This is a genomic window from Roseateles sp. GW821-FHT09B06, assembly GCF_059418245.1.
The window spans coordinates 46,946-70,590 of the sequence record NZ_JBWKPM010000008.1; the positions used below are offsets into that span (position 1 = coordinate 46,946).

Genomic DNA, 23,645 nt, shown 5'->3' on the forward strand with positions numbered 1-23,645 from the left:
GCGGCCCAAAAAAATCAGCGCGACAGGGCCAGCTTGACGCCGAAGCCGATCAGCACCGTGCCGGCCAGCTTCTCCAGCAACTGGCCGAAGCGGGGATTGCTGCGCAGCCGGCTGGCCAGGCGCAAGGTCAGCAGGGTGACAAGCAGGCCATAGGCCAGGGTCAGCGCGGCGATGGTGGCGGCCATCGCGGCGAAGCTGAGCAGGCCCTGATGGCGGGCCGGATCGACGAAGAGCGGGAAGAAGGCCATGTAGAACACGATGGCCTTGGGGTTCAGCAGGGTGATGAACAGGGCCTGCTGGAAATACCGGCGCGGTCGGATCTGCAGCACCGGTGCCGCGCCCGGCCGGGCGCGCAGCATGCGCCAGCCCAGCCAGGCCAGATAGGCGGCGCCCAGCCATTGCACGCCGGCGAAGACGCGCGGCGAGGCCGCCAGCAGGGCCGCCACGCCGGCCACCGCCAGCCACATCAGGACCTGGTCGCCGGCGATCAGGCCCAGCGTGGCGGCCAGTCCGCCCTTGAAGCCGCCCTTGCCGGTGGACGAGATCAGCGCCAGATTGCCGGGGCCCGGGATCAGCAGGAAGATGATGACGGCAATGACGAAGGCGGGATAGTCGGTGATGCCGAACATGGCGAAACTCCAGGGCTTGAACGTGCCTCGCGATGGTACGCGTTGGACGCCCCGGCCGGAGCGGCCGGGGCGACGGTGTGGAGAGAATGGATGGATCGATAGACAGCAAGAGACCGCAAGCGACCGCAAGGGGCAGGAAAGACAGGAAGGAAAACCGGCGCCGCCGTCACGGAACGGGGGTGCCAAACGTCTGGATCACCATGAACGACGCCACCGAATGCTTCACCCGCCTGCGCCCGCGCCTGCAGGGCATCGCCTACCGCATGCTGGGCTCCTCGGCCGAGGCCGAGGAAGTGGTCCAGGACGCCTGGCTGCGCTGGCACGAGACCGACCTGGAATGCGTGGACAACACCGAGGCCTGGCTGGTCTCGGTCACCACGCGCCTGGCCATTGACCGGCTGCGCAGCGCCAAGGTGCAGCGCGAGCACTATGTGGGCACCTGGCTGCCCGAGCCGCTGATCAGCGATTCGCCGGCCTCGCCCGAACAGCTGCTGGAGCGGGTCGACGATGTGTCGGTGGCCTTCATGGCCCTGCTGGAACGCCTGGCGCCCGAGGCGCGCGCGGCCTATCTGCTGCGCGAGGTGTTCGATGCCGACTATGGCGAGGTGGCCGAGGCCCTGGGCAAGACCGAGCCGGCCTGCCGCCAGCTGGTGCACCGCGCCAAGGTGCAGCTGCAGGACCAGCGGCCGCGCTACACGGTGGCGCGCGAGACCCAGCTGCGCCTGCTGCGCGGCTTTGCCGATGCAGCGCAGCGCGGCGAGTTCGCCGCGCTCAAGTCCATGCTGGCCGAGGACGCCCAGCTGATCGGCGACGGCGGCGGCAAGGTGCCGAGTTTCGGCGTGCCCATGGTAGGCGGCCAGCGCATCGCCCAGCTCTATCTGGCCACCCAGCTGCGCTATCCGGGCCTGGTGCGCTTCGAGGTGGTGGTGCTGAACGGCCAATGGGGCCTGCTGCGCTTCATCGACGGCACGCTGGAATCGGCCCAGTCGCTGGAGACCGATGGCGAGCGCATCCTGCGCATCCATGCCCAGCGCAATCCGGACAAGCTGGCCCGCATCGCCGCGGCGCTGGGCCGCGAGCTCAACTACCACAGCGCTGCCGCCGCCGCCCCCGGCGTCACAAGCCCGCCGCCCCAAACGTCTTGAGTCTGTGCATCCCGCATGGCACTCGAGGCAGCCTATGAACACCGAACCGCGTCTTCCCTGGACCCATATCTCCCCGAAGGCCTACCAGGCCATGGCCGGCGTCAATGCCAGCATCGCCAGGTCCTCGCTGGGCCCGCAGCTGATCGAGCTGGTACAGACCCGCGTCTCCCAGCTCAACGGCTGCGCCTTCTGCCTGGACATGCATGCCCGCGAACTGCGCAAGGCCGGCGAGAGCTGGCAGCGCATCAACAGCCTGGCGAGCTGGCGCGAGACCGGCCTGTACAGCGGGCGCGAGCGCGCCGCGCTGAACTGGGCCGAGACCATGACCCGGCTGGCCGGGGCGCAGGGCGGCCGCGACGCCGATTTCGAGACCCTCAAGCTGCAGTTCAGCGATCAGGAGATCGTCGAGCTGTGCTGGGCGATCGCCGCGATCAATGCCTGGAACCGCATGGCCATCGGCATGCAGATGCCCGTGCTCGAAAAGCCGATCGAGTGAGCGGAGCGCCGTCACAGGCCGGCCGCGCCGAACGTCTTGTGCCGCAGCGACGGTTGCAAGCCGCCACCGTCCTCGATCCCAACCCTCTATCGTTGAAGGACCCGACATGAAAGCAGTGATCATCGGAGGCAGCGGCCTCATCGGCAAGAAGCTGGCGGCCCTGCTGGAGCAGGCCGGTCATGTGGTGCTGGCGGCCTCGCCGTCCACGGGCGTGAACGCGGTGACCGGCGAAGGCCTGGCCGCGGCCCTGGCCGGTGCCGAGGTGGTGGTGGACGTGACGAACTCGCCCTCCTTCGAGGACGAGGCCGTGATGCAGTTCTTCAAGGCCTCGACCCAGAACCTGCTGGCCGCCGAACTCGCCGCCGGCGTGCGCCACCATGTGGCGCTGTCGGTGGTGGGCTCCGAGCGGGTGCCCGACAGCGGCTACTTCCGCGCCAAGGTGGCCCAGGAGGCGCTGATCAAGGCCTCCAGCGTGCCCTACACCATCGTGCGCGCCACCCAGTTCTTCGAGTTCCTGGGCGCCATCGCCCATGTCGGCACCGAGGGCCAGACCGTGCGCGTCTCCTCGGCCCAGCTGCAGCCGATGGCCGCCGCCGATGTGGCGGCCGCGCTGGCCCGGGTTGCCGCCGAGGCGCCGCTGAACGGCACTTGCGAGATTGCCGGCCCCCAGGTCTTCCGGCTCGACGAGCTGATGCGCCGCACGCTGCGGGCCAGCGGCGATGCCCGCGAGGTCGTGACCGACGACGCGGCGCTGTATTTCGGCACCCGTCTGACCGACGCCTCGCTGATGCCCGGCGCCGGGGTGCGGCTCGGCACGGTCACGCTGGACGGCTGGCTGGCGCAGAACGCCGGCGCGTGAGCGGCCCCATGCGCCGGCCGCGCCGGCGCCGTCAGTAGGTGCGTCCGCCGCGGAACTGCGCGTGCTGGCGCCGCTGCAGGGTGGTGCTCTTGCTCATCGCCTCGAAGGACACGCGGGCATGGGCATGCATGATGGCCAGGCCCAGCGCATCGGCCGCGTCCTTGCCCGGCTCGCCGGGCAGGTTCAGCAGGCGCTGCACCATCAGCTGGATCTGTTCCTTCTTCGCATGGCCATGGCCCACCACGGCCTTCTTCATCTGCAGCGCGGTGTACTCGGACACCGCCAGGTCGCAGGACACCAGGGCCGTCAGCGCCGCGCCGCGCGCCTGGCCCAGCAGCAGGGTGGACTGCGGGTTGACGTTGACGAACACGATCTCCACCGCCGCGCATTGCGGCTGGTAGCGCGCCGTCACCTCGCGCACGCCGTCGAAGATGATCTTGAGCCGCGCTGGCAGGTCGCCCGTGGCCGCCGCGGCGGTCTTGATCGTGCCGCTGGCCACATAGGCGAGGCGCGGGCCGTCGGCGTCGATGACGCCAAAGCCCGTCGTCTGCAAGCCGGGATCGATGCCGAGGATGCGCATCAGTCCTCCATGCCGCGTCGCGGTGGCCGCGTCGCGGGACACAGGTCGAGCCCCGCGACGCCCGAGGATCCGGCTCTGCCGGTCCGGTGGGCGTGCCCCCTTGAGGGGGCGCGCGAAGCGCGTAGGGGGTGGGTCATAGATTCGCCTTGAAGTACCAGCGCACCGAGTGGAAGAACACCGGCGCCGCGAAGCACAGCACCGCGATGCGGTCCAGCAGGCCGACGGCCCCGGTGATGGAGCTGCGGTTGCCCCAGTAGATCACACCGGCGTCGCGCTTGAGCGCCTTCATCACCAGACCGCCCATGGTCCCGGCGGCCGCGGCGATCACGGCCATCACCAGGGCCTGGCCGGCCTTGAAGGGCGTGATCCAGTAGAGCAGGGCGCCCGACAGCGCGGCCGCCAGCAGGCCCAGCCACCAGGCGCGCAGCGAGAAGCTGCGGCTGATGCGGCGCGCCACCGGCCGGCGGCGCAGCGAGCGGCTGGCCACCTCCTGCACGATCTGCGCAACGCCCACCACCATCACCATGAAGAACAGCAGGAAGGCGCCGCGGCCCTCGTAGCCCTTGAAATCCAGCAGCAGCAGGGCCGGCGCATGCGACAGGCCGTAGATGCAGACCATGATGCCCCACTGGATCTTGGCATTGCGCTCCAGGAAACGCTGCGGATCGTCGGCCAAGGCGCTGGCCACGGGAATGGCGACGAAGCCGTAGACCGGGATCAGCACGCTGAACAGGTCGAAATGCCGCGTGCCCACCAGCACATACTGCAGCGGCAGGATCGCGAAGAAGGCCAGGATCAGGCTGCGGTGGTCGGCGCGGCGCGTGTGCATCAGGGTGATGAACTCGCGCAGCGCCAGGAAGGACAGCACGCCGAACAGCAGGGTCGCGCCCACCGGCCCCGAGACCCAGGCGGCCCAGAACAGGCAGGAGCCGCCCCAGATGGCCTTCAGGTCGCGCCTGAACTGGCGCCAGTTGTCTTCGGCACGCTCGCTGCGCTCGCCGCTCTTCAGCGAATAGAGCAAGCCGCCCAGCGTGATCAGCACCAGCAGCCCGAACAGGATCAGGAACAGCAGCGCGATCTGGTCGCTGGCGCTCATCATGCGCAGCGCCCTCATGCCTGGCCTCCGACGGGCCGCTGGGCCATCACCGCCGCGCGGGCCCGCTCCAGGAAGGCGCGCTTGTCCTCGTCCGGCCGGCGCTGCAGCGCTTCGCCGAAGGTGACGGTGCACAGGATGGGCACCGGCACGACCTCGCCCTTGGGCATCACGCGCTGCACATTGTCGATCCAGGTCGGGATCAGCTGCACCTGCGGAAACTGCGCGGCCAGATGAAAGAGCCCGGCCTTGAAGGCCTGCGGGTCACCCTTGCTGGAGCGCGTGCCCTCGGGAAAGATCACGACCGAGTCGCCGCCCGCCAGCGCCTCGACCAGCGGTTCCAGCGGATCCTCGTCGGGGCTGCTGCGGGTGCGCGAGACATAGATGGCATTGAACACCGCGCCGGTCAGCCAGGCCTTCAGCCGGCTGCCGGTCCAGTAGTCGCGCGCCGCGATCGGGCGCGTGCGCGCGCGCAGCTCGGCCGGCAGCGCGGCCCAGATCAGCACCCAATCGAAGTGGCTCTGGTGGTTGGCGAAGTAGATGCGCTGCTCGGCGGTGGGCGGGCAGCCTTTCCAATGGCCCTGCGCGCCCGTGATCAGGCGCGCCAGCCAGGCCAGGAACAGGCCGGTGAATTCGGCAAGAGACATGGGGCGCGATTATCCCCGGAGCCGGCGGGGCGGTATCCGGACCTTCAGACCGGCAGGGCCAGGTCTTGAGCGGCTGCTCCGGTGGCGGCGGGCCGGGGCGCGGCGCGGCCGCGGATCAGGTCTGCCGCCTTCTCGCCGATCGCGATGGCCGGGGCATTGGTGTTGCCGCTGACCACCTGGGGCATGACTGACGCATCGACCACGCGCAGGCTCTCGATGCCGTGCACGCGCAGTTGCGCATCGACGACGGCGAGCGGGTCGCGCCCCCCGGGGCCCATCTTGCAGCTGCCCACCGGGTGGTAGACGGTATCGACGCGCTGGCGCAGCAGGGCCTCGATCTCGGCATCGCCATCGCCCACCTGGGCCTCGCGGCTCCAGATCTCGTGCGTCCAGTAGGCTTTCAGGCTGGGGGCGCGCATCAGGTCGCGGGTCAGCCGGTAGCCTTCGATCAGTTGCCGCACATCGTCCGGGTGCTGCAGAAAGGCGGGGTCGATCAGGGGCGTGGCCAGCGGGTCGGCGGCGGCGAGGCGCACGCTGCCGCGGCTTTGCGGGCGCAGCAGGCAGACGTGGCAGGACAGGCCGTGGCCCAGGCCCAGCTCGCGTGCGTGGTTCTTCACCAGCGCGACGACGAAGTGCAGCTGCACATTGGGCGCCGGCAGGCCGGGCCGCGTGCTGAGGAAGCCGCCGCATTCGGCGAAGTTGCTGGTGATCATGCCGCGGCGTTCGCGCCGGTAGCGGTCGATCTCCTTCAGCAGGCGCGCGCCGCCCTTCAGCGAGATGCCCACCGTGTCCAGGCTGTCGGAGACATAGCCGAACACGAAGTCCGGGTGATCATGCAGATTGCGGCCCACGCCGGGCAGGTGGTGGGCGACCGCAAGCCCCAGGGCCTGCAGCGCCGCGCCGTCGCCGATGCCCGAGAGCATCAGCAGCTGCGGCGACTGCAGCGCGCCGGCGCTGAGGATCACCTCGCGGCGGGCGCGCAACGTGCGTCGGATGCCGCCTTGCAGGACCTCCACGCCGACGGCGCGGCGGTTTTCGATCAGGATGCGCAGCACCCGCGTGTCGGTCTGCAGGTCGAGGTTGGCGCGCTGGCCGAGGTGCGGATGCAGATAGCCGCGCGCGGCGCTCCAGCGCTCGCCTTCGAACTGGGTGACCTGGTAGACGCCCAGTCCCTCCATCCGCGCCGCATTGAAATCCTCGACGACCGGGTAGCCCTGCGCGCGGGCCGCCTCCAGCCAGGCTTCATGCAGCGGGCTGTCGGTGCGCAGATCGCCGACGCGCAGCGGACCATCCTGGCCATGCCAGGGCGCGCCGAAGCGCACGTTGTTCTCGGCGCGGATGAAGTAGGGCAGCAACTCGTCGAAGCCCCAGCCGGGGTTGCCGGCGGCGGCCCAGGCGTCGTAGTCGCTGCGGTGGCCGCGGATGTAGACCATCGCATTGATCGCGGAAGAGCCGCCCAGCACCCTGCCGCGCGGCTGGTAGCCGCGCCGGCCGTTCAGCCCGGCCTGCGGCACGGTCTCGAAGGCCCAGTTGTTCAGCTTGCTGGGAACCTGCAGCACGCCGGCGAAGGGCGTCTTGACCACCCAGTTGTCGCCGCGGCCGCCGGCCTCCAGCAGGGTGACGCGGCAGTCCGCGTCCTCGCTGAGCCGGCCGGCCAGCACGGCGCCGGACGAGCCGCCGCCGATGATGATGTAGTCGGTTTCCATCGCAGCCGGCCTCAGGTGATTTTTTTCAAGAGGCCGAGCAGGCGCTCGAAGGTCTTGCCGTAGGGCGGATGGAACAGCCTGGTGCCCGCGAAGCGCGGCTGATGGAACACCGGCTTCAGGTGGCTGAAGGTGCGAAAGCCCCAGACGCCGTGGTATGCGCCATGGCCGCTGGCGCCGACGCCGCCGAAGGGCTGGTCCTCCTGGCCCAGGTGCCAGATGCAGTCGTTGACGGTCACGCCGCCGGCATGGGTCTGGCTCAGCAGCAGGTCGCGCGCGGCAGCGTCGCGGCCGAACCAGTACAGGGCCAGCGGGCGTTCATGGCGATTGATCAGGGCGATCGCGTCGCGCGGCTGCTCGTAGGCCAGGATGGGCAGCAGCGGGCCGAAGATCTCCTCGCGCATCACGGCCATGCCCTCGTTCACGTCGAGCAGCAGGGTGGGTACCAGGCGGCGGTCGCCGGGATGTTCGTCGTGGCTGCGCAGCAGGGTGGCGCCCTGCGCCCGCGCCTCGTCCAGCAGGCCCTGCAGCCGCGCATGGTGGCGGGGCGTGGCGATGGCGGTGTAGTCCGGGTTGCCGGCGATCCGCGGGTACAGGCGCCGCATCGCTGCCAGCACCGCATCGGCCAGCGGCCGCACCAGCTCGCGCGGCGCCAGCACATAGTCGGGCGCCACGCAGGTCTGGCCGGCGTTGAGCAGCTTGCCGAAGGCCAGGCGCTCTGCCGTCAGCGCCAGGTCGGCGCTGCGGTCGACCACGGCCGGCGACTTGCCGCCCAGCTCCAGGGTCACCGGGGTCAGGTGTTGCGCCGCGGCCTGGGCCACCAGCCGGCCCACCGCGGTGGAGCCGGTGAAGAACAGATGGTCGAAGGGCAGGGCGCTGAAGGCGCGGCCCAGCTCGGCGTCGCCGGTCAGCACCGCCATCTCGTCGGGCGCGAAATGCTCGGCGACGATCCGGGCCATCAGGGCCGAGGTGGCGGGAGTCAGCTCGGAGGGCTTGATCATCACCCGGTTGCCGGCCGCCAGAGCCGCCACGGCCGGGCTCAGCGCCAGGTTGTAGGGATAGTTCCAGGGCGAGACGATCCCCACCACGCCCAGCGGCTGGGGCATCAGCCGATTGCGGCCGGGCAGGAAATGCAGGGCGGTCGGGGCGCGCTTGATGGCCATCCAGCGGCGCAGGTGCCGGATCGCGTGGCGCGCGCCGGACTCGACGGTGAAGATGTCGGCCAGCAGGCTCTCGTGGCGCGAGCGATGGCCGAAGTCCTGCGCCATCGCGGCGGCCAGCGCCTCGGCATGCCGGCGCGTCATGTCCAGCACGCGCTGCAGGCGCTCGCGCCGCAGCGCCAGACTGGGCATCGGGTCGGCCAGGAAGGCGCTGCGCTGCGACTCCAGGCAGAGTCGCAGGCGCTCGTTCGGGCTGTGGTCCAAGCAGTCTCCTCGGTCTTGTGGAACCGAGGCTATCTGCTGGGCGCCGGAACGCCAAGGGGAGTGGCCCTTGGCTAGAGGGGGGGCTCTACTCTGCGAGGCTACCCTGCGGCCCGACTCGGCGGCGCCGCCGCGTGGCGGCGAGGCCCAGCAGTGCCACGCCCACCAGGCCCAGGCTGGTGGGCTCCGGCACGCTGTTGCCGCCGTCATCCAAGGTCAGGGTCAGCGACCAGCCCGCGAGGCGGCCGATATCAGCCGCCGCGTCGTCCCGCACGAACAGCGACCAGCTCCCATTGGACAGGCCGCCGTCGAAGGCCGACAGCGACGAACCATAGGGGCCGGCCGGGGCGGGGGCAGGGAAGGTTTCGCTGGCGCCGATATCGGTCGGCTTGTAGCTGCCCGCCGTCAGCTGAGCGCTATCGGGCAGCGAGCCCGCCGCCTCGTCGTCAAACGTCAGGTTCAGGCCGCCGACGTCATTGCTGCCGCCGGCATCGCTCATCAGCAGCACCGTCTGTCCGCCAGGGCCGACCAGCAGGATGTCGAGATCGTCGGGGAACGAATGGCTCAGGCCGAGCAGGCCGACATTGACATCGAGAATCGTGAGGGACTGGCCCACATTGATCGTGCTGGGATAGGGAGTGGCGGGACCCGAATCGGGGATCGAAATGACGCCGCTGCTGCTGAATGTGAACGTGACCGGGCTCGCCTGAGCCAGCCCGCCGCACAGGGCCAGAGCGCCGAGGGCCGCGGCCCTGATCAGTTGTTGGACCCTCATTGTTTTGCTTTCTTTCATCATCATCTTTCCTCCGCGGCATGCGCACGCAGGGGCGGCAAAAGCAAAAACCGGGCCTTGTGAGGCAAGTCCTTGATTTCAGGGGCATGGGCCGGCCCGGAGCGGGCGGCCGAGGCCTCAAGGTGTAAAGCGGGCCGACAGGGTCAGGTCTTGCGGAAGCCGGCGCCGAATCCGCAGGGGCTCGGCGCGGGGCTTCCGCCGTGCCGGATCAATGCCGGAAATGCCGCACGCCGGTGAGCACCATCGCGATGCCGCGCTCGTTGGCGGCGGCGATCACCTCCTCGTCGCGCATCGAGCCACCGGGCTGAATCACGCAGGAAGCGCCGGCGTCGGCCAGCACGTCCAGGCCGTCGCGGAACGGGAAGAAGGCGTCGCTGGCGACGGCCGAGCCCGTCAGGCTCAGACCGGCGTTCTCGGCCTTGATCGAGGCGATGCGGGCCGAATCGATGCGGCTCATCTGGCCGGCGCCGACGCCCAGGGTCATGCCGTCGCCGCAGAACACGATGGCATTGCTCTTGACGTACTGCGCGACGGTCCAGGCGAACATCAGGTCGTCGAGCTGCTGCGGCGTGGGCTGCAGCGTGGTGACGACCTTCAGGTCGGCCGGCTTCAGGAAATGGTTGTCGGCGCTCTGGATCAGGATGCCGGAGCCGACGCGCTTGCTGTCCTGCGCGTTGCGGCCTTGCTCCCAGGGCGTCTTGCCGCCGGCGGCCGGCAGGGCGATTTCCAGCAGGCGCACATTGACCTTCGGCGCGAAGATGGCCTTGGCCTCCTCGGTGAAGCCGGGCGCCATCAGCACCTCGACGAACTGCTTGACCACCAGCTCGGCCGCGGCCTTGTCCACCACGCGGTTGAAGGCAATGATGCCGCCGAAGGCGCTGGTGGGGTCGGTCTTGAAGGCCTTGGCATAGGCCTCGGCGGCGCTGGCCGCCACGGCCACGCCGCAGGGGTTGGCATGCTTGACGATCACGCAGGCCGCGGGACCATGGGTCCCTCCGGTCCCGTCGAAGCTCTTCACGCATTCCCAGGCCGCGTCGGCATCGGCGATGTTGTTGTAGCTCAGTTCCTTGCCCTGCAGCTGCTTGCCCGTCACCAGCGCGCCGGGGGCGGGGTAGAGGTCGCGGTAGAGCGCGGCGCTCTGGTGGCTGTTCTCGCCATAGCGCAGGTCCTGCACCTTGATGAAGCTGCTGTTCATCTGGGCCGGGAAGGCGCTCACCGTGCCGTCCTCGGCCAGGGCGCTCAGGTAGTTGCTGATCGCGGCGTCGTACTGGGCGATGCGGTTGAAGGCGGCGACCGAGCAGGCGAAGCGGGTCTTGTCGCTGGTCTTGCCGGCACTCTTCAACTCGGCCAGCACGCCCGCGTACTGCGCGGCGTCGGTCAGCACCGTGACGTCCTTCCAGTTCTTCGCCGCGCTGCGCACCATGGCCGGGCCGCCGATGTCGATGTTCTCGATCGCGTCCTCCAGCGTGCAGCCGGGCTTGGCAACCGTGGCTTCGAACGGGTAGAGGTTGACCGCCAGGATGTCGATGGTGGCGATGCCATGCTCTTGAAGAGCGGCCACATGCTCGGGCAGGTCGCGGCGCGCCAGCAGGCCGCCGTGGATCTTCGGGTGCAGGGTCTTGACGCGGCCGTCCAGCATCTCGGGGAAGCCGGTGTGCTGGGCCACCTCGGTGACCGGCAGGCCGGCATCGGCCAGCAGCTTGGCGGTGCCGCCGGTCGACAGCAGCTTGATGCCCAGGCCGTGCAGTTGCTGGGCGAATTCGAGGATGCCGGTCTTGTCGGACACGGAGATCAGGGCGGTGAGTACTTGGCTCATGGCGAGGGTCTCGGGAGTTCTCGGGAGTTTCGGGAGTTCGTTCACAGCAGCTTGTGGTCGGTGAGCTTGCGCCGCAGGGTGTTGCGGTTGATGCCCAGCCAGTCGGCGGCCTTGCTCTGGTTGCCGCCGGTGCGCTGCATCACCATCTCCAGCAGCGGTTTCTCGACCAGCTTGATCAGCATCTCGTGCATCGAGTGGGGCTCTTCGCCGTCCAGGTCGTGGAAATAGGCTTCGAGGTTCTCGCGAACCACGGTATCGATGGGCTTGGGCGTCATGCCATTAACCTTGTTGTTGTGCTTGTTGTGTCGTCTTCTTGATCTTCGTCATTGGCCGCCGGCAGCGCCAGATAGGGCAGACGCTCATGCGCGTCGCCCAGCGCGCCGAAGAAGCCGCGCAGGGCCTCGACCTGGGCCTCGCAGCTCTCCAGCAGATTCATGCGCTGGCGGAAGGCCTCGCCGCCGGGCAGGGCGCGCACGGCCCAGCCGATGTGCTTGCGCGCGCTGCGCATGCCGGTCAGCGCGCCGTAGAGGCGGTAATGGTCGTCCAGATGTTCGATCAGCCAGTCGCGCGCCTCGCCCACCTGTGGCGCCGGCAGCTCCTCGCCGGTGGCCAGGAAATGCGCGATCTCGCGGAAGATCCAGGGCCGGCCCTGGGCCGCGCGACCGACCATGATCGCGTCGGCGCCGGTATGGGTCAGCACCTCGCGGGCCTTGTGCGGCGAATCGATGTCGCCGTTGGCCACCACGGGAATGCGCAGCGCGGCCTTCACGGCCCGGATCGTGTCGTACTCGGCCAGGCCCTTGTAGCCCTGCTCGCGGGTGCGGCCATGCACGGTGACCATCGCGACGCCGGCGGCCTCGGCCCGGCGCGCCAGCGCCACCGCGTTCCTCTCGGCCGCGCACCAGCCGGTGCGCATCTTCAGGGTGACCGGCACGCCCTGCGGCGCCGCCGCGGCCACCACGGCCTCGATGATCTCCAGCGCCAGCGGCTCGTCCTGCATCAGGGCCGAGCCGGCCCATTTGTTGCAGACCTTCTTGGCCGGGCAGCCCATATTGATGTCGATGATCTGGGCGCCGCGTGCGATGTTGTAGGCGGTGGCCTCGGCCATCATCGCCGCGTCGGTGCCGGCGATCTGCACCGCGATCGGCGCGGTCTCGCCCTCGTGGTTGGCGCGGCGCGAGGTCTTCAGGCTGTGCCACAGATCCTTGCGCGAGGTCACCATCTCGGAGACCGCATAGCCGGCGCCCAGGCGCTTGCACAGCTGACGGAACGGCCGGTCGGTGACGCCGGCCATCGGCGCCACGAACAAGCGGTTCGGCAGCTCATGGGGGCCGATATGCATGGGAGGGGGAGGGAAGTCTGCTCAAAAAAGAGGCAAGAGTATACCTCCTGGGCGTCTCCGGGGGCCGGGCCTGCGCCACGGCGACCGCGGATTCCGGCGCATCCAGAGCCGGCTGTTCTTGTCGTCCGGGGGGGGCATCGGGCCAGGCGTCCGGGAGCGCGATCGCATCGGGTCGACCTCCGCCCTGGGGATAATGCCGACGATGGAAGCCTGGCTGCAAGACCTGATCGCCGCGCTGCTGGAATACCTGGCGCTGCCACAGCTGGGTCTGCCGGCGGTCTTCGTCGTGGCCCTGGTGTCGGCCACGCTGTTGCCGATGGGCTCGGAGCCCGCGGTGTTCGGGCTGGTGAAGCTCAACCCCGAGCTGTTCTGGCCGGCGGTGCTGGTCGCCACCTTGGGCAACACGCTGGGCGGCGGCATCAGCTGGTGGATGGGCTACGGCGCCGAACGGCTTTACGAGCGCGCGGCCCACCATCCGCCGCGCGAGCGCCGCGTGCTGCAATGGCTGCAGCGCTTCGGTGCCAGGGCTTGCCTGCTGAGCTGGCTGCCCCTGGTGGGCGACCCCCTGTGCGCGCTGGCCGGCTGGCTGCGCCTGCCCTTCTGGCCCTGCCTGTTCTACATGGGCATCGGCAAGCTGGTCCGCTATATCGGCATGACCGCGGTCCTGCTCTGGATATTTCCGAACCACTGAATCGCTGACAATGCGGCCGCGCCCACCCGGCGTGCCGATCAGCCCCATTCATCCATGAGCAACACCCCCGCCTACGACGATCTGTGCCGCCGCCACCAGCGCATGCACCGCCTCGCCCATCTGCAGTCCATCGCCTCCTGGGACCAGGCGGCCAATATGCCCGCGAAGGGCAACGAGGCGCGCTCGCTGGCGCTGGCCGAGATGGGGGGGCTGCTGCACCAGCAGGCCACCGAGCCGGCCTGGAAGCCGCTGCTGGAGGCCGCCGAGGGCGAGAGCCTGGACGAGCTGCAGCGTGCCAATCTGCGCGAGATGCGCCGCGCCTGGCGCAGCAGCAATGCGCTGCCGCAGAGCCTGGTGGAGGCCAAGAGTCTGGCCAGCTCGCGCTGCGAACATGCCTGGCGCAGCCAGCGCCCGGCCAACGACTGGGCCGGCTATCTGGAGAACCTGCGCGAGGTGGTGCGCCTCGCCCGCGAGGAGGCGCGCCTGCTGGCCGAGGACGGCGGGCTGTCGAAGTACGACGCCCTGATGGACCAGTACGAGCCCGGCATGCGCGGCGCCGAGGTGGAGCGCGTGTTCGGCGATCTGCGCCAGTGGCTGCCGGGCCTGATCCGGCAGACGCAGGAGCGCCAGTTGCAGGAAACCGTGCTGGTGCCCGAGGGCCGCTTCCCGGCCGCGGCACAGCGCGCGCTGGGCCTGGATGCGATGAAGCTGATGGGCTTCGACTTCGAGGCCGGCCGACTGGACGAGAGCACCCATCCCTTCTGCGGCGGCGTGCCCGAGGATGTGCGCATGACCACGCGCTACCGCGAGGACAGCTTCCTGCCCAGCCTGACCGGCACCATCCACGAAACGGGCCATGGCCGCTACGAGCAGAACCTGCCGCGCGCCTGGATGGGCCTGCCGGTGGCGCGTGCGCGCTCGATGGGCCTGCACGAGAGCCAGAGCCTGTCCTTCGAGATGCAGCTGGGCAGCCACCCGGCCTTTGCCGGCCTCCTGAGCCCGCTGGTCGTCAAGCACCTGGGCGAGCAGCCGGCCTTCGCGGCGCAGAACCTGAACCGGCTGATGACCCGCGTCGTGCCCGGCCATATCCGCGTCGACGCCGACGAGGTGACCTACCCGGCCCACGTGATCCTGCGCTTCGAGATCGAGCGCGCCCTGATCGAGGGCGAGATCGAATGCGAGGACATCCCGGCGCTGTGGGACGCCAAGATGATGGAGCTGCTGGGCATCGACACGCGCGGCAACTTCAGGGACGGCGCCATGCAGGACGTGCACTGGGGCGCCGGCCTGTTCGGCTACTTCCCCTGCTACACGCTGGGCGCGATGTACGCGGCGCAATGGTTCGCCGCGATGCGCCGCGCGCTGCCGGACCTGGACGCCAGGATCGCCGCCGGCGAGCTGGGCGCCGTGTTCGACTGGCTGAACGCCCAGATCTGGAGCCAGGGCAGCCGCTGGGAGACGCCCGAGCTGGTGCGCCGCGCCAGCGGCGAGGCGGCGCTCAACCCGGCGCATTTCAAGGCCCATCTGCAGGCACGCTATCTGGCCTGAAGTCCCGGCGGGGAGGCGGAAAGAACGGGAGCGCCAGGCCGGCGATGGCCATGGCGCCCCCGGGTCGTCGGCGTCTGCGGTCTCTGCTCCGGCAGGCGGTCCCGGCGACGAAACTGCTTCTTGTCTTCGGCCGCGCTTGCGCGCTGCATGGCCGGCATTGTTGCGGCGCCTCCTGGCGCGGCCATCCCCCCGCGTGCAGGGGTTGGTCGCGCGCGGCGTGACGCAGGTCACGCCGCCAGGCGTTGCTCCAGCAGATCCAGGCTGTCGCGCAGGCGTTGCAGGGCCTGCTCGGTGCGCGCGGTGGTCGGCGGCACCAGCGGGGCCGGCGGCAGGTCCAGCAGGCGCCGCCGCGGGTCGCCCAGCACCGCCTCGTCGAGGGTCAGGCCTTGCCGGGCCAGCTTGGGCGCGAGCTCGGCGCGGCGCGCGCACAGCGCGGCGCGCGTGGCCTGGTAGGCATGCTCGGCCAGATGGCGGCGGCGCGAATAGCTGAAGGTGTTGGCCAGGAACATCTCGGCATCGCGCGGATCCGGCTCGAACAGCAGGATGTCGGTCTGCGGATGACTCAGCTCGTAGCGCTTCAGGCCGAGCTCCAGCCGCGAATGGATCAGCGCGCGCAGGGTCTGGCTCAGCACCAGGGGCAGGCCGCCGTCGGCGAGGCGCGGGATGCGCGAGCGCTGCGGCCCCGCGGTCTCGCCGGACTCGAAGGGCACCAGCGGATTCAGGCAGATCAGCAGGTCCAGCCCCTCGTCCAGCAGCACCGAGGCATGGATGGTCTTTTTCAGGGCGCCGTCGACATAGTGGCGGCCGTCGATCTCCACCGGCGGGAACAGGCCCGGCAGCGCGGCGCTGGCCTGCACCGCTCGAGAAACAGGCACATGGTCGAGGCCCGGCATGCCGAAGGGCGTGGCCTCGCCGCTGTCCAGGTCGGTGGCGACCAGCACCAGGCGGTGCCGGAGCTGGCGGAAATCGTCGCTGCGGCCCGGCAGGCTGAATTGCTGCCGCAGCTGCGCCGCCAGCGCGTCGCCCGACAGCAGGCCGGTCGGCAGGGCGCGGCCCAGGCGCTCGAAGGCCGAGAGCGCCGAGCGCCCGCGCGCCAGGCTCTGCCACAGCGCCTCGCCCAGGAGGCCGGGCAGGGCGCGCAGCCGGTTCCGGTATTCGTCCCAGGCGGGGCGCAGCATCAGGCTGGGAACGAAGCGGTCCGGGGCCGGCGCGCTGTTCTCGATGAAGGCGGCGCAGAGCTGGCGCGGCGTCAGGCCGTTGGCCAGGCCCGCGGCGACGAAGCCGCCGGCGCTGACGCCGATATAGCTGTCGCAGCACGTCAGGTCGAGGCCCTCGATGGCCTCGTCCAGCGCGCACAGCGCGCCGATCTCGTAGATCGCGCCGAGCGGGCCACCGCCGGCCAGGGCCAGGCCGATGCGCGGCGCGCGCGGGGCAGGGCGGCTGCGCTGGGCTTTCCGCGGCATCGGCGGGTGCTAGCGATCAGGCCGCGGCGGCTGCCTTGGTGGCGCGCTTGCGCGGCGCGGCCGCGGCCTTCTTGGCGACGACGGGCGCGGTCTTCTTGACCGGCGCCTTGCGCGCGGCGGCGGGCTTGGCCGCGGCGGCCTTCCTGACCGGCGCCGCCTTCTGCGCCGGTGCAGCCTTCCTGGCGGCCGGCTTGGCGCGGCCGGCGCCCACCGCGGCGCTCAGCGCATCGATGCGCTCGATCAGGGCCTCGACCTCCTTGGCGGTGGGCACGCCCAGGCGCTTCAGCGCATTGGCCACGCGGTCCTCGAAGATGGATTCCAGCTTGTCCCATTGCTGGCCGGCCTTGGCGCCGACCTCGCCGGCCATGCCGCTCATCTTGCTGGCCACGGCACCGAGCTTCTCCTCGGCGGCGCTCTGGGTCTTCTTCTGCAGGCTCATGCCTTCCTTGACCAGGGCCTCGAAGACCTTGCCGCCTTCGCCCTGGGCCTTGGCGAAGGCGCCCAGGCCGGCGGCCCAGATCTGCTGGGCCGAGTCCTTCACGGTCTGCGCGATCTGGCTGTCCAGCAGGCCCGATGGCAGACCCTGCAGGCCGGGGATGGCGCCGTTGGCGTCGGCCTTCTTCCTTGCGGCCATCTTCTGAAGCTTCTTGACCATGATGTGCAGTCCTTTGTCTCGGAGGAGGAGGGGATGGCTTCACTATAGGGCCCGCAAGGCCCTTGCCGACGCGCAATCCTAGTGAGTGCGCTCTATCGCGACCTTCGGGAAAGCGCGCAGCGGCGGACCCGCGGCGATCGTCAAGAATCAAGCAAACAAGGCCAGAGCAAACCATCAGGAGACAAGGCATGCAGTATTTCGTCACGGGCGCGACCGGCTTCATCGGCAAGCGGCTGGTCAGGAAGCTGCTGGCGCGGCGCGGCAGCACGGTGCACTTCCTGCTGCGCGAGGAGAGCCGCGGCAAGCTGCCCGAACTGCTGGAGTTCTGGGGCGTCGGCAAGACCCGCGCCCTGCCCGTGTTCGGCGACCTGAATGCCAAGAAGCTGGGCGTGGCGGCCGAGCAGCTCAAGGCGCTGAAGGGCAAGATCGACCATGTCTACCACCTGGCCGCGATCTACGACCTGACGGCGCCCGAGGACGAGCAGGTGCGCGTCAATATCGACGGCACGCGCGCGCTGGTGGAGTTCGCCCAGGCCGTCGATGCCGGCCATGTGCATCATGTGTCGTCGATCGCCGCGGCGGGGCTCTACGAGGGGGTGTTCCGCGAGGACATGTTCGACGAGGCGGAAGGGCTGGATCATCCCTACTTCAAGACCAAGCACGAGAGCGAAGCGATCGTGCGCAAGGAGTGCAAGCGTCCCTGGACGGTCTACCGCCCGGCGATGGTGGTGGGCGACTCGCAGACCGGCGAGGCCGACAAGATCGATGGCCCCTACTACTTCTTCAAGCTGATCCAGCGCCTGCGCCAGATCCTGCCGCCCTGGATGCCCTCGGTGGGCCTGGAGGGCGGGCGGGTCAACATCGTGCCGGTGGACTTCGTCGTCGATGCGCTGGACCACATCAGCCACCAGGACCGCAAGGGCGGTGCCTGCTTCCATCTGGTCGATCCGGTCGGCTACCGCGTCGGTGACGTGCTGGACATCTTCTCGAAGGCCGCCCATGCGCCGAAGATGAACCTGTTCGTCAACGCCGCGCTGCTGGGCTTCATCCCGAAGAGCGTCAAGAAGGGGCTGATGGCGCTGGCGCCGGTGCGCCGCATCCGCAACGCGGTGATGAAGGACCTGGGTCTGCCCGAGGACATGCTGACCTTCGTCAACTACCCGACCCGCTTCGACTGCCGCGAGACCGAGAAGGCACTGAAGGGCTCGGGCATCGCCTGCCCGAACCTGAAGGGCTACGCCTGGCGGCTGTGGGACTACTGGGAGCGCCATCTCGACCCCGACCTGTTCATCGACCGCAGCCTGAAGGGCGCCACCGCCGGCAAGGTGGTGCTGGTGACCGGCGGTTCCTCGGGGATCGGCCTGGCGGCGGCGAAGAAGTTCGCCGAGGCCGGCGCGATCACGGTGATCTGCGCGCGCGACGAGGTCAAGCTGGCCGAGGCGCTGAAGGAGATCCGCGAGTTCGCCGGCCCCAAGGCCCAGGTGCACAGCTACTCGGCCGACATCGCCAACGAGCAGAGCTGCGCCGAGATGGTGGCCTGGCTGACCGAGCAGTTCGGCGGCGTCGACTTCCTGATCAACAACGCCGGGCGCTCGATCCGCCGCGCGATCGAGAGCAGCTACGACCGCTTCCATGACTACGAGCGCACCATGCAGCTGAACTATTTCGGCTGCCTGAGAGTCACGATGGGCCTCTTGCCCGGCATGGTCGCGAAGCGCAAGGGCCATGTGGTCAACATCTCCAGCATCGGCGTGCTGACCAATGCGCCGCGCTTCTCGGCCTATGTGGCCAGCAAGGCCGCGCTGGACGCCTGGACGCGCTGCGCCTCCAGCGAGTTCGCCGACTTGGGGCTGACCTTCACGACCATCAACATGCCCCTGGTGCGCACGCCGATGATCGCGCCCACCAAGATCTACAACAATGTGCCGACCCTGGCACCCGAGGAGGCGGCCGACATGATCGCCCAGGCCTGCATCACGAAGCCGGTGCGGGTGGCGACGCGCCTGGGGATCACCGGCGAGGTCCTGCACGCGCTGCTGCCGCGCGTCGCGCAGATCGTGATGAACACCAGCTTCCGCATGTTCCCCGACAGCGACGCGGCCAAGGGCGATGGGCCGGGCAAGGGCGGCAAGCCCCAGCTCTCGGCCGAGGCGATCGCGTTGCAGCAGATGATGCGCGGCATCCATTTCTGAAGTGACGGACCACCCCCCGCGCGCTTCGCGCGCCCCCTCAAGGGGCGGTGCCGGCCGCCCGGCAAGGCCGGATCGGCGGCACCCGGCCGGTTGACTCCCTAGAAGACCAGCCACGCGAGCAGCAGCAGGCCCAGCGCCAGCGCGGCCCGCCAGGCCAGCGCCAGGTTTTCCTCCTCGTCGGGCCGCAGCCGGTGCAGCAGGCGCGCCAGGCCGGTGTCGCGCCAGTCGCGCGGGCGGCGCGGCGGGCGCTGCGGCGGCGGCGCGCGCGACGCGATCTCGGCGCGCAGCTCGGCCTCCACGCCGTCCAGCAGCGGCGTGATGTCCAGCAGCGAGGGCGCGACCACCGCATGGTCGCATTGCGGGCAGCCGGCGTGGCGGCTCGGATCCAGCGGCGCACCGCAGCCGCGGCAGGGCCAGGCCAGCGCGCGGCCGGCGGGTGCGGGTGCTGCTGCTTGCGCGTCGGGCCGGCCCGGCCGCAGGCGCAGCGCATGGGCCAGGCGCGGCAGGTCCAGCATCACGAAGGGGCTGCGGCAGTAGACGCAGTCCTCGCTGCGGCCCGCGCTCGGCGCGCCGCAGTTCAGGCAGCAGAGCGTCCGCCGCTCCTCGATCAGCGCGCGCCGCTCGGGCGGCAGCAGCGGCCGTACCAGGCCGCGCTCGGCCAGCATGCCGGCATGGCTGTGCAGATGACCTTGGCAGCGCGGGCATTCCAGCGCCGGAAAGCGGCCGAAGCGGGTGCGGTTGTGCACCGCCTTCAGCCGGGTCCGGCACACCGGGCAGTCCAGGGGCTCGGCCCGCGCGGCCGGCAGCGGGCCGCCGCCGCCCTGCTGCTGCAGTTCGCGCAGCAGCGCGACCCAGCCCAGGCCCGCCAGCTGCACCGACTCCAGCGAATCGAACCACACCAGACGGCAGGGCGGGCAATGATCCACCGGCACCGCCGCGCCGCTGCGTCCCGCCAGGCTCAGATGCGCCATCGGCGCCGCGCATTGCGGGCAATGCAGCTGATGAGGCTGGGCGATCAGCTGCATGGAGGGGGAGCGCGGCGCAGACAAGGGTTCGAGGGGTTGGCTGGGGGCGGTGGCAAGTCAGCTGCTCAAGGGGCGCTGCATTCTGACCACGTTGAAGTGCATTGCTGGCTCGCCGCGAACGAACGACTCTTCGGCGACTGGAACAAAGCCTTGGCTTTGGTAGAACTCCCAGGAGTTCTTTGTGGCGACTACGGTCAAAGGTCCGGAGAAGCCAAACTCTGCCTTCTTCGTGCCCAGCGCGAACAGATGCTTGCCGAGACCAAGACCGACGGCCTCCTGACGTACGAACAGGAGCGTCACTTCTCCGGGGGCAAAGCCGACAAAGGCTAGGACGCGATCGCCCCGCTCGGCCAGCCAAATCTGATGCGCTTCAAGGGCTGGCCTGTAGATCTCGGGTGATCGACCCGAGAACCAGGCCTTCATCTGTTCCTCCGAGTAGGCGCCGGCGCACAGATTGAGAACAGAGTCTTGATGCGCATCGAAGAGCGCCGCGGCATCGGCTAACTCTGCCTCTCGGATGACGATGTCGTTGAGCATTGAAGTTGTGACGCCTTGACTTGGTATAGACCTACAAACCCTGTTTCCAGCCGATCCTGTCCGCCTGGGTGGCAGGCCGCTTCCGCAGCAAGGCGGCCGGCGTCCCGCCTAGACGCTGAACACCTGCACCGCCTGCGCCAGCCGTCCGGCCTGGTCCTTCAGCTGCTCGCTGGAGGCCGCCATCTCCTCGACCAGCGCGGCGTTCTGCTGCGCCACCTGGTCGAGCTCGCGCACCTGCAGCTGCAGCTCGGCGATGTCCTCGTTGTCGCGCCCCGAACTTTGGTCCAGCCGCGTCATCAGACCGCCCAGGCGCTGGATTTCGTCCACCATCTGGGCCAGGGTGCGGCCGGTGTTCTCGATCTGCTGCGTGCCCTGTTCGCTGCGCGTCGCCGCATCGCCGATCAGGGTCTTGATCTCGCGCGCGGCCCCGGCCGAGCGCTGGGCCAGGGCGCGCACCTCGGTCGCCACCACCGCGAAGCCGCGCCCGCTGTCGCCGGCGCGCGCCGCCTCGACCGCGGCGTTCAGGGCCAGGATATTGGTCTGGAAGGCGATGCCGTCGATCACGCCGATGATCTCGGTGATGCGCTGGGTCGAGGCGTCGATGCCGCGCATCGCGGCGATCGCCGCGTCCATCTGCGTGCCGGCCTGGCGGGCCACGGCCTGGCTGTCCTCGGCCAGCGCGCGCGCCTCGCCGGCATGGCCGATGCGCTGGCGCAGGCGCTGCATCACCTCGTCCAGCCTTGCGCTGGCACGCTGCGTGGTGGCGGCGGTTTCCTCGGTGCGGCTGGACAGGTCCAGATTGCCCTGGGCGATCTGGCCCGAGGCGGCATGCAGTTCGTCGACATTGGCGCGCACCTCGCCGACCAGGGCCGCCAGGGCGCGCTGCATGCTGTGCATGAAGGCCATCACGCTGCTCTGGTCGCCCTGGGCCACGAGCAGGCGCTGGTTGAGTTCGCCGCGCGCGATGCCCTGGGCCACGTCGCGCACCGCGCTCGGCTCGGCGCCCAGCGAGCGCATGATGCGTCCGGTGATCAGGCCGGCCACGCCCACGCCCAGCAGGCAGGCCAGCGCCAGGCCCGCGAGGGCGCTCCAGCGCGCGCGCTCGTAGCGCGCCAGCGCCTGCTCGTATTCGCGCTGCGCCACCTCCAGCTGCACCGCCACCAGCGCGTTGAGCTTGTCGCTCAGCGGATCGATCGTGGCATAGAGCTCCTGCGCCGCCAGCCGCTCCAGGCCGGCCATGTCGCGCGCCGCCAGCAGGCTGCGCAGCCGGCCGCTCAGCGCATCGGCGCGCGCCATCAGCGGGCCGATCTCGGCCACCAGGCGCTGTTCCTCGGGGACCAGGAAGGTGCGGCTGTACTCGCCCCAGGTGCGCTGCACCGTGGCGCTGGCCTCGTCAACCAGGCGAGCGCCGGTCGCCCAGTCCAGATTGCCCATGCGCACCTTGTGCGTGGTGTCGACGATATTGACCGCATACATGTCGGCCACGATCTTCAGCTGGCGCAGCGGCACGACGCGATCGTCGTAGACGGTGCGCAGGGCCTCGTTGGACTGGGCCAGCAGGGCCATGCCGGCCAGGGCCAGCGCGGCCATCAGCAGACACAGGATGGCGGTGAGCAGGGTCAGGCGGGCGCGCACGCTGGGCACGCGTGCGAACAAAGCATCGAGCAACATTTTTTTATCTCCCTTGAGGACGACTTCGGCCAGGTGGCTCCGGCGTCCGGGGGCGACTATAGCGGGCCGTGCCGACGCTCGTGCCGGCGCGGCCGCATCGCTTACAGTGCGCTGGATCATGCAATTCCACGCCGCCGTACAAGCCGCTGCCGCGCCGACCGCGCTGGCCTGGTGTTTCGCCTTCTTCGAGGGGCGCCTGCTGCTGCGCGAGCAGCTGCTGACGCCGCAGTCCCCCGCGCTGTTCGAGGCGGCGCGGCGCCATTACCTGGGTCGCCTCGACGGGCTGGACTGCTGGGCGCTGCGCCTGGCCGCGGTGCCGCCGGGCTGGGAGGCCCTGCCGCTGCGAGCCGCGATGATGACCCTGGCCGAGCCGCTGATGGGCCTGGCCGGCCGCGCGGCCCAGGTGCTGGAATGGGACCGTGCGCATGCCTTCTGCGGCGTCTGCGGCACGCCCACCGAGGCGCTGCCGCAGGAGCGCGCGCGGCGCTGCCCGGCCTGCGGCCATGCGGTCTACCCGCGCCTGAGCCCGGCCATGATGTGCCTGGTGTGGCGGCGCACGCCCCGCGGCCCCGAACTGCTGCTGGCGCGTTCGCCCGGCTATGCGCCGGGGGTCTACAGCGCGCTGGCCGGCTTCGTCGAGGCCGGCGAGTCGCTGGAGGATTGCGTGCACCGCGAGGTGGCCGAGGAGGTGGGCGTGCGGGTGCGCGGCCTGCGCTATTACGGCAGCCAGAGCTGGCCCTTCCCGCACAGCCTGATGCTGGCCTACACGGCCGAATGGGACGGCGGCGAGATCGTGCCCCAGCCCGGCGAGATCGAGGATGCGCGCTGGTTCCCGCTCGATGCGCTGCCGGGCATCCCGCCGCGCTTCTCGATCGCCGGCCACCTGATCCGCGACCAGGTAGCGGCGCTGTCCGAGGGGCAGTCCTAAGCTGAATCGACAATCGGCTGAGTCGTGTCAAGCCGGCGTGCTTAGGCTCAAGCGGGCGTGGCCGCCCGGCGGCCCCGCCGAAGCAGCGAGCGCCGGCGCGCAGGCCGGCCCCGGCCTCAGGGCTTGCGGCCGCCGACCAGCAGCAGGAGCACGCCGGCCGCGATGGCGCCGATGCCGGCCCAGGTGGGCACGGTGACGGTTTCCTTTTCCTTCATGCTCAGCTCGACCGGGCCGAGCTTCAGGTCGTGGCTGTCCTTGGTGTAGCTGAACTTGCCGTAGAGCAGGCCGGCCACGCCGGCGGCGATCAGCAGGATGGCGATGAGGCGCAGCAGGGCGGTCATGGTGCGGGTCTCCGGCTTGGGGGCAGGTCTTGTGCCGGCCCAGCATACCCCGCCATGCCGTCTTCTGCGG

23 protein-coding genes are annotated in these 23,645 nt (G+C 70.1%); 7 read left to right on the forward strand and 16 right to left on the reverse strand.

Annotated elements, in window-relative coordinates:
* Positions 1-14: 14 nt before the first annotated feature.
* Positions 15-629, reverse strand: coding sequence for a LysE family translocator (locus tag AC07OQ_RS09300; protein WP_495052835.1), 615 nt, complete (start codon positions 627-629; stop codon positions 15-17).
* Between the two features lie 200 nt (positions 630-829).
* Between AC07OQ_RS09300 and AC07OQ_RS09305 the strand changes: the two genes are divergently transcribed.
* The 3 genes from AC07OQ_RS09305 to AC07OQ_RS09315 all read left to right on the forward strand — a co-directional run bounded on the left by AC07OQ_RS09305 (position 830) and on the right by AC07OQ_RS09315 (position 3,129).
* Positions 830-1,774, forward strand: coding sequence for an RNA polymerase sigma-70 factor (locus tag AC07OQ_RS09305; protein WP_495052836.1), 945 nt, complete (start codon positions 830-832; stop codon positions 1,772-1,774).
* A 34-nt stretch (positions 1,775-1,808) separates the two neighbouring features.
* Positions 1,809-2,270, forward strand: coding sequence for a carboxymuconolactone decarboxylase family protein (locus tag AC07OQ_RS09310; protein WP_495052837.1), 462 nt, complete (start codon positions 1,809-1,811; stop codon positions 2,268-2,270).
* Positions 2,271-2,376: 106 nt separating this feature from the next.
* Positions 2,377-3,129: an SDR family oxidoreductase gene (locus AC07OQ_RS09315; RefSeq protein ID WP_495052838.1), complete on the forward strand. Its 753-nt coding sequence runs from the start codon at positions 2,377-2,379 to the stop codon at positions 3,127-3,129.
* 31 nt (positions 3,130-3,160) lie between these two features.
* On the opposite strand, the gene ruvC is transcribed toward AC07OQ_RS09315, so the two are convergent.
* The 9 genes from ruvC to dusB all read right to left on the reverse strand — a co-directional run bounded on the left by ruvC (position 3,161) and on the right by dusB (position 12,524).
* On the reverse strand, positions 3,161-3,709 hold the full coding sequence (gene ruvC, locus AC07OQ_RS09320) for a crossover junction endodeoxyribonuclease RuvC (RefSeq protein WP_495052839.1): 549 nt from the start codon (positions 3,707-3,709) through the stop codon (positions 3,161-3,163).
* Between the two features lie 133 nt (positions 3,710-3,842).
* Positions 3,843-4,823: a phosphatidate cytidylyltransferase gene (locus tag AC07OQ_RS09325; protein WP_495052840.1), complete on the reverse strand. Its 981-nt coding sequence runs from the start codon at positions 4,821-4,823 to the stop codon at positions 3,843-3,845.
* Positions 4,820-5,449, reverse strand: a complete 630-nt coding sequence (locus AC07OQ_RS09330) for a lysophospholipid acyltransferase family protein (RefSeq protein WP_495052841.1) — start codon at positions 5,447-5,449, stop codon at positions 4,820-4,822. The genes AC07OQ_RS09325 and AC07OQ_RS09330 overlap by 4 nt, the downstream gene beginning before the upstream one ends.
* A gap of 44 nt (positions 5,450-5,493) precedes the next feature.
* On the reverse strand, positions 5,494-7,155 hold the full coding sequence (locus tag AC07OQ_RS09335; protein WP_495052842.1) for a GMC family oxidoreductase: 1,662 nt from the start codon (positions 7,153-7,155) through the stop codon (positions 5,494-5,496).
* 11 nt (positions 7,156-7,166) lie between these two features.
* The gene (locus AC07OQ_RS09340) at positions 7,167-8,576 is read right to left on the reverse strand and encodes a coniferyl aldehyde dehydrogenase (protein ID WP_495052843.1); all 1,410 of its coding nucleotides are present in this window, start codon (positions 8,574-8,576) and stop codon (positions 7,167-7,169) included.
* 85 nt (positions 8,577-8,661) lie between these two features.
* Entirely contained in the window at positions 8,662-9,372 is a 711-nt protein-coding gene (locus AC07OQ_RS09345; protein WP_495052844.1) for a PEP-CTERM sorting domain-containing protein, read from the reverse strand.
* A gap of 202 nt (positions 9,373-9,574) precedes the next feature.
* Entirely contained in the window at positions 9,575-11,182 is a 1,608-nt protein-coding gene (gene purH, locus AC07OQ_RS09350; protein WP_495052845.1) for a bifunctional phosphoribosylaminoimidazolecarboxamide formyltransferase/IMP cyclohydrolase, read from the reverse strand.
* Positions 11,183-11,223: 41 nt separating this feature from the next.
* Entirely contained in the window at positions 11,224-11,457 is a 234-nt protein-coding gene (locus AC07OQ_RS09355; RefSeq protein ID WP_195794049.1) for a helix-turn-helix domain-containing protein, read from the reverse strand.
* The gene (gene dusB / locus AC07OQ_RS09360; protein ID WP_495052846.1) at positions 11,454-12,524 is read right to left on the reverse strand and encodes a tRNA dihydrouridine synthase DusB; all 1,071 of its coding nucleotides are present in this window, start codon (positions 12,522-12,524) and stop codon (positions 11,454-11,456) included. Before dusB ends, AC07OQ_RS09355 begins: the two co-directional genes overlap by 4 nt.
* Before the next feature lie 202 nt (positions 12,525-12,726).
* Between dusB and AC07OQ_RS09365 the strand changes: the two genes are divergently transcribed.
* Both AC07OQ_RS09365 and AC07OQ_RS09370 read left to right on the forward strand, forming a co-directional pair.
* On the forward strand, positions 12,727-13,215 hold the full coding sequence (locus AC07OQ_RS09365) for a YqaA family protein (RefSeq protein ID WP_495052847.1): 489 nt from the start codon (positions 12,727-12,729) through the stop codon (positions 13,213-13,215).
* A 54-nt stretch (positions 13,216-13,269) separates the two neighbouring features.
* On the forward strand, positions 13,270-14,763 hold the full coding sequence (locus tag AC07OQ_RS09370; protein ID WP_495052848.1) for a carboxypeptidase M32: 1,494 nt from the start codon (positions 13,270-13,272) through the stop codon (positions 14,761-14,763).
* A gap of 227 nt (positions 14,764-14,990) precedes the next feature.
* Here the strand turns inward: AC07OQ_RS09370 and AC07OQ_RS09375 are convergent, their stop codons facing one another.
* Positions 14,991-16,226 carry a patatin-like phospholipase family protein gene (locus AC07OQ_RS09375; RefSeq protein WP_495052849.1) on the reverse strand — a complete coding sequence of 412 codons (1,236 nt, stop codon included), beginning with the start codon at positions 16,224-16,226 and terminating at the stop codon, positions 14,991-14,993.
* Positions 16,227-16,242: 16 nt separating this feature from the next.
* A complete protein-coding gene (locus AC07OQ_RS09380) occupies positions 16,243-16,881 on the reverse strand; it encodes a phasin family protein (RefSeq protein ID WP_495052850.1) in 639 nt (212 codons plus the stop codon).
* 188 nt (positions 16,882-17,069) lie between these two features.
* Between AC07OQ_RS09380 and AC07OQ_RS09385 the strand changes: the two genes are divergently transcribed.
* A complete protein-coding gene (locus tag AC07OQ_RS09385; protein WP_495052851.1) occupies positions 17,070-19,073 on the forward strand; it encodes an SDR family oxidoreductase in 2,004 nt (667 codons plus the stop codon).
* A gap of 98 nt (positions 19,074-19,171) precedes the next feature.
* Here AC07OQ_RS09385 and AC07OQ_RS09390 read toward each other — a convergent pair whose 3' ends face one another.
* The 3 genes from AC07OQ_RS09390 to AC07OQ_RS09400 form a co-directional block, all read right to left on the reverse strand.
* Positions 19,172-20,098, reverse strand: a complete 927-nt coding sequence (locus tag AC07OQ_RS09390; protein WP_495052852.1) for a TFIIB-type zinc ribbon-containing protein — start codon at positions 20,096-20,098, stop codon at positions 19,172-19,174.
* A 57-nt stretch (positions 20,099-20,155) separates the two neighbouring features.
* Positions 20,156-20,635, reverse strand: a complete 480-nt coding sequence (locus AC07OQ_RS09395) for a GNAT family N-acetyltransferase (RefSeq protein WP_495052853.1) — start codon at positions 20,633-20,635, stop codon at positions 20,156-20,158.
* 108 nt (positions 20,636-20,743) lie between these two features.
* The gene (locus tag AC07OQ_RS09400; protein ID WP_495052854.1) at positions 20,744-22,306 is read right to left on the reverse strand and encodes a methyl-accepting chemotaxis protein; all 1,563 of its coding nucleotides are present in this window, start codon (positions 22,304-22,306) and stop codon (positions 20,744-20,746) included.
* A gap of 118 nt (positions 22,307-22,424) precedes the next feature.
* Here AC07OQ_RS09400 and nudC point away from each other — a divergent pair, with 118 nt between their 5' ends.
* On the forward strand, positions 22,425-23,234 hold the full coding sequence (nudC, locus tag AC07OQ_RS09405) for an NAD(+) diphosphatase (RefSeq protein WP_495052855.1): 810 nt from the start codon (positions 22,425-22,427) through the stop codon (positions 23,232-23,234).
* A gap of 116 nt (positions 23,235-23,350) precedes the next feature.
* On the opposite strand, the gene AC07OQ_RS09410 is transcribed toward nudC, so the two are convergent.
* The gene (locus AC07OQ_RS09410; protein WP_495052856.1) at positions 23,351-23,575 is read right to left on the reverse strand and encodes a hypothetical protein; all 225 of its coding nucleotides are present in this window, start codon (positions 23,573-23,575) and stop codon (positions 23,351-23,353) included.
* Positions 23,576-23,645: the final 70 nt, after the last annotated feature.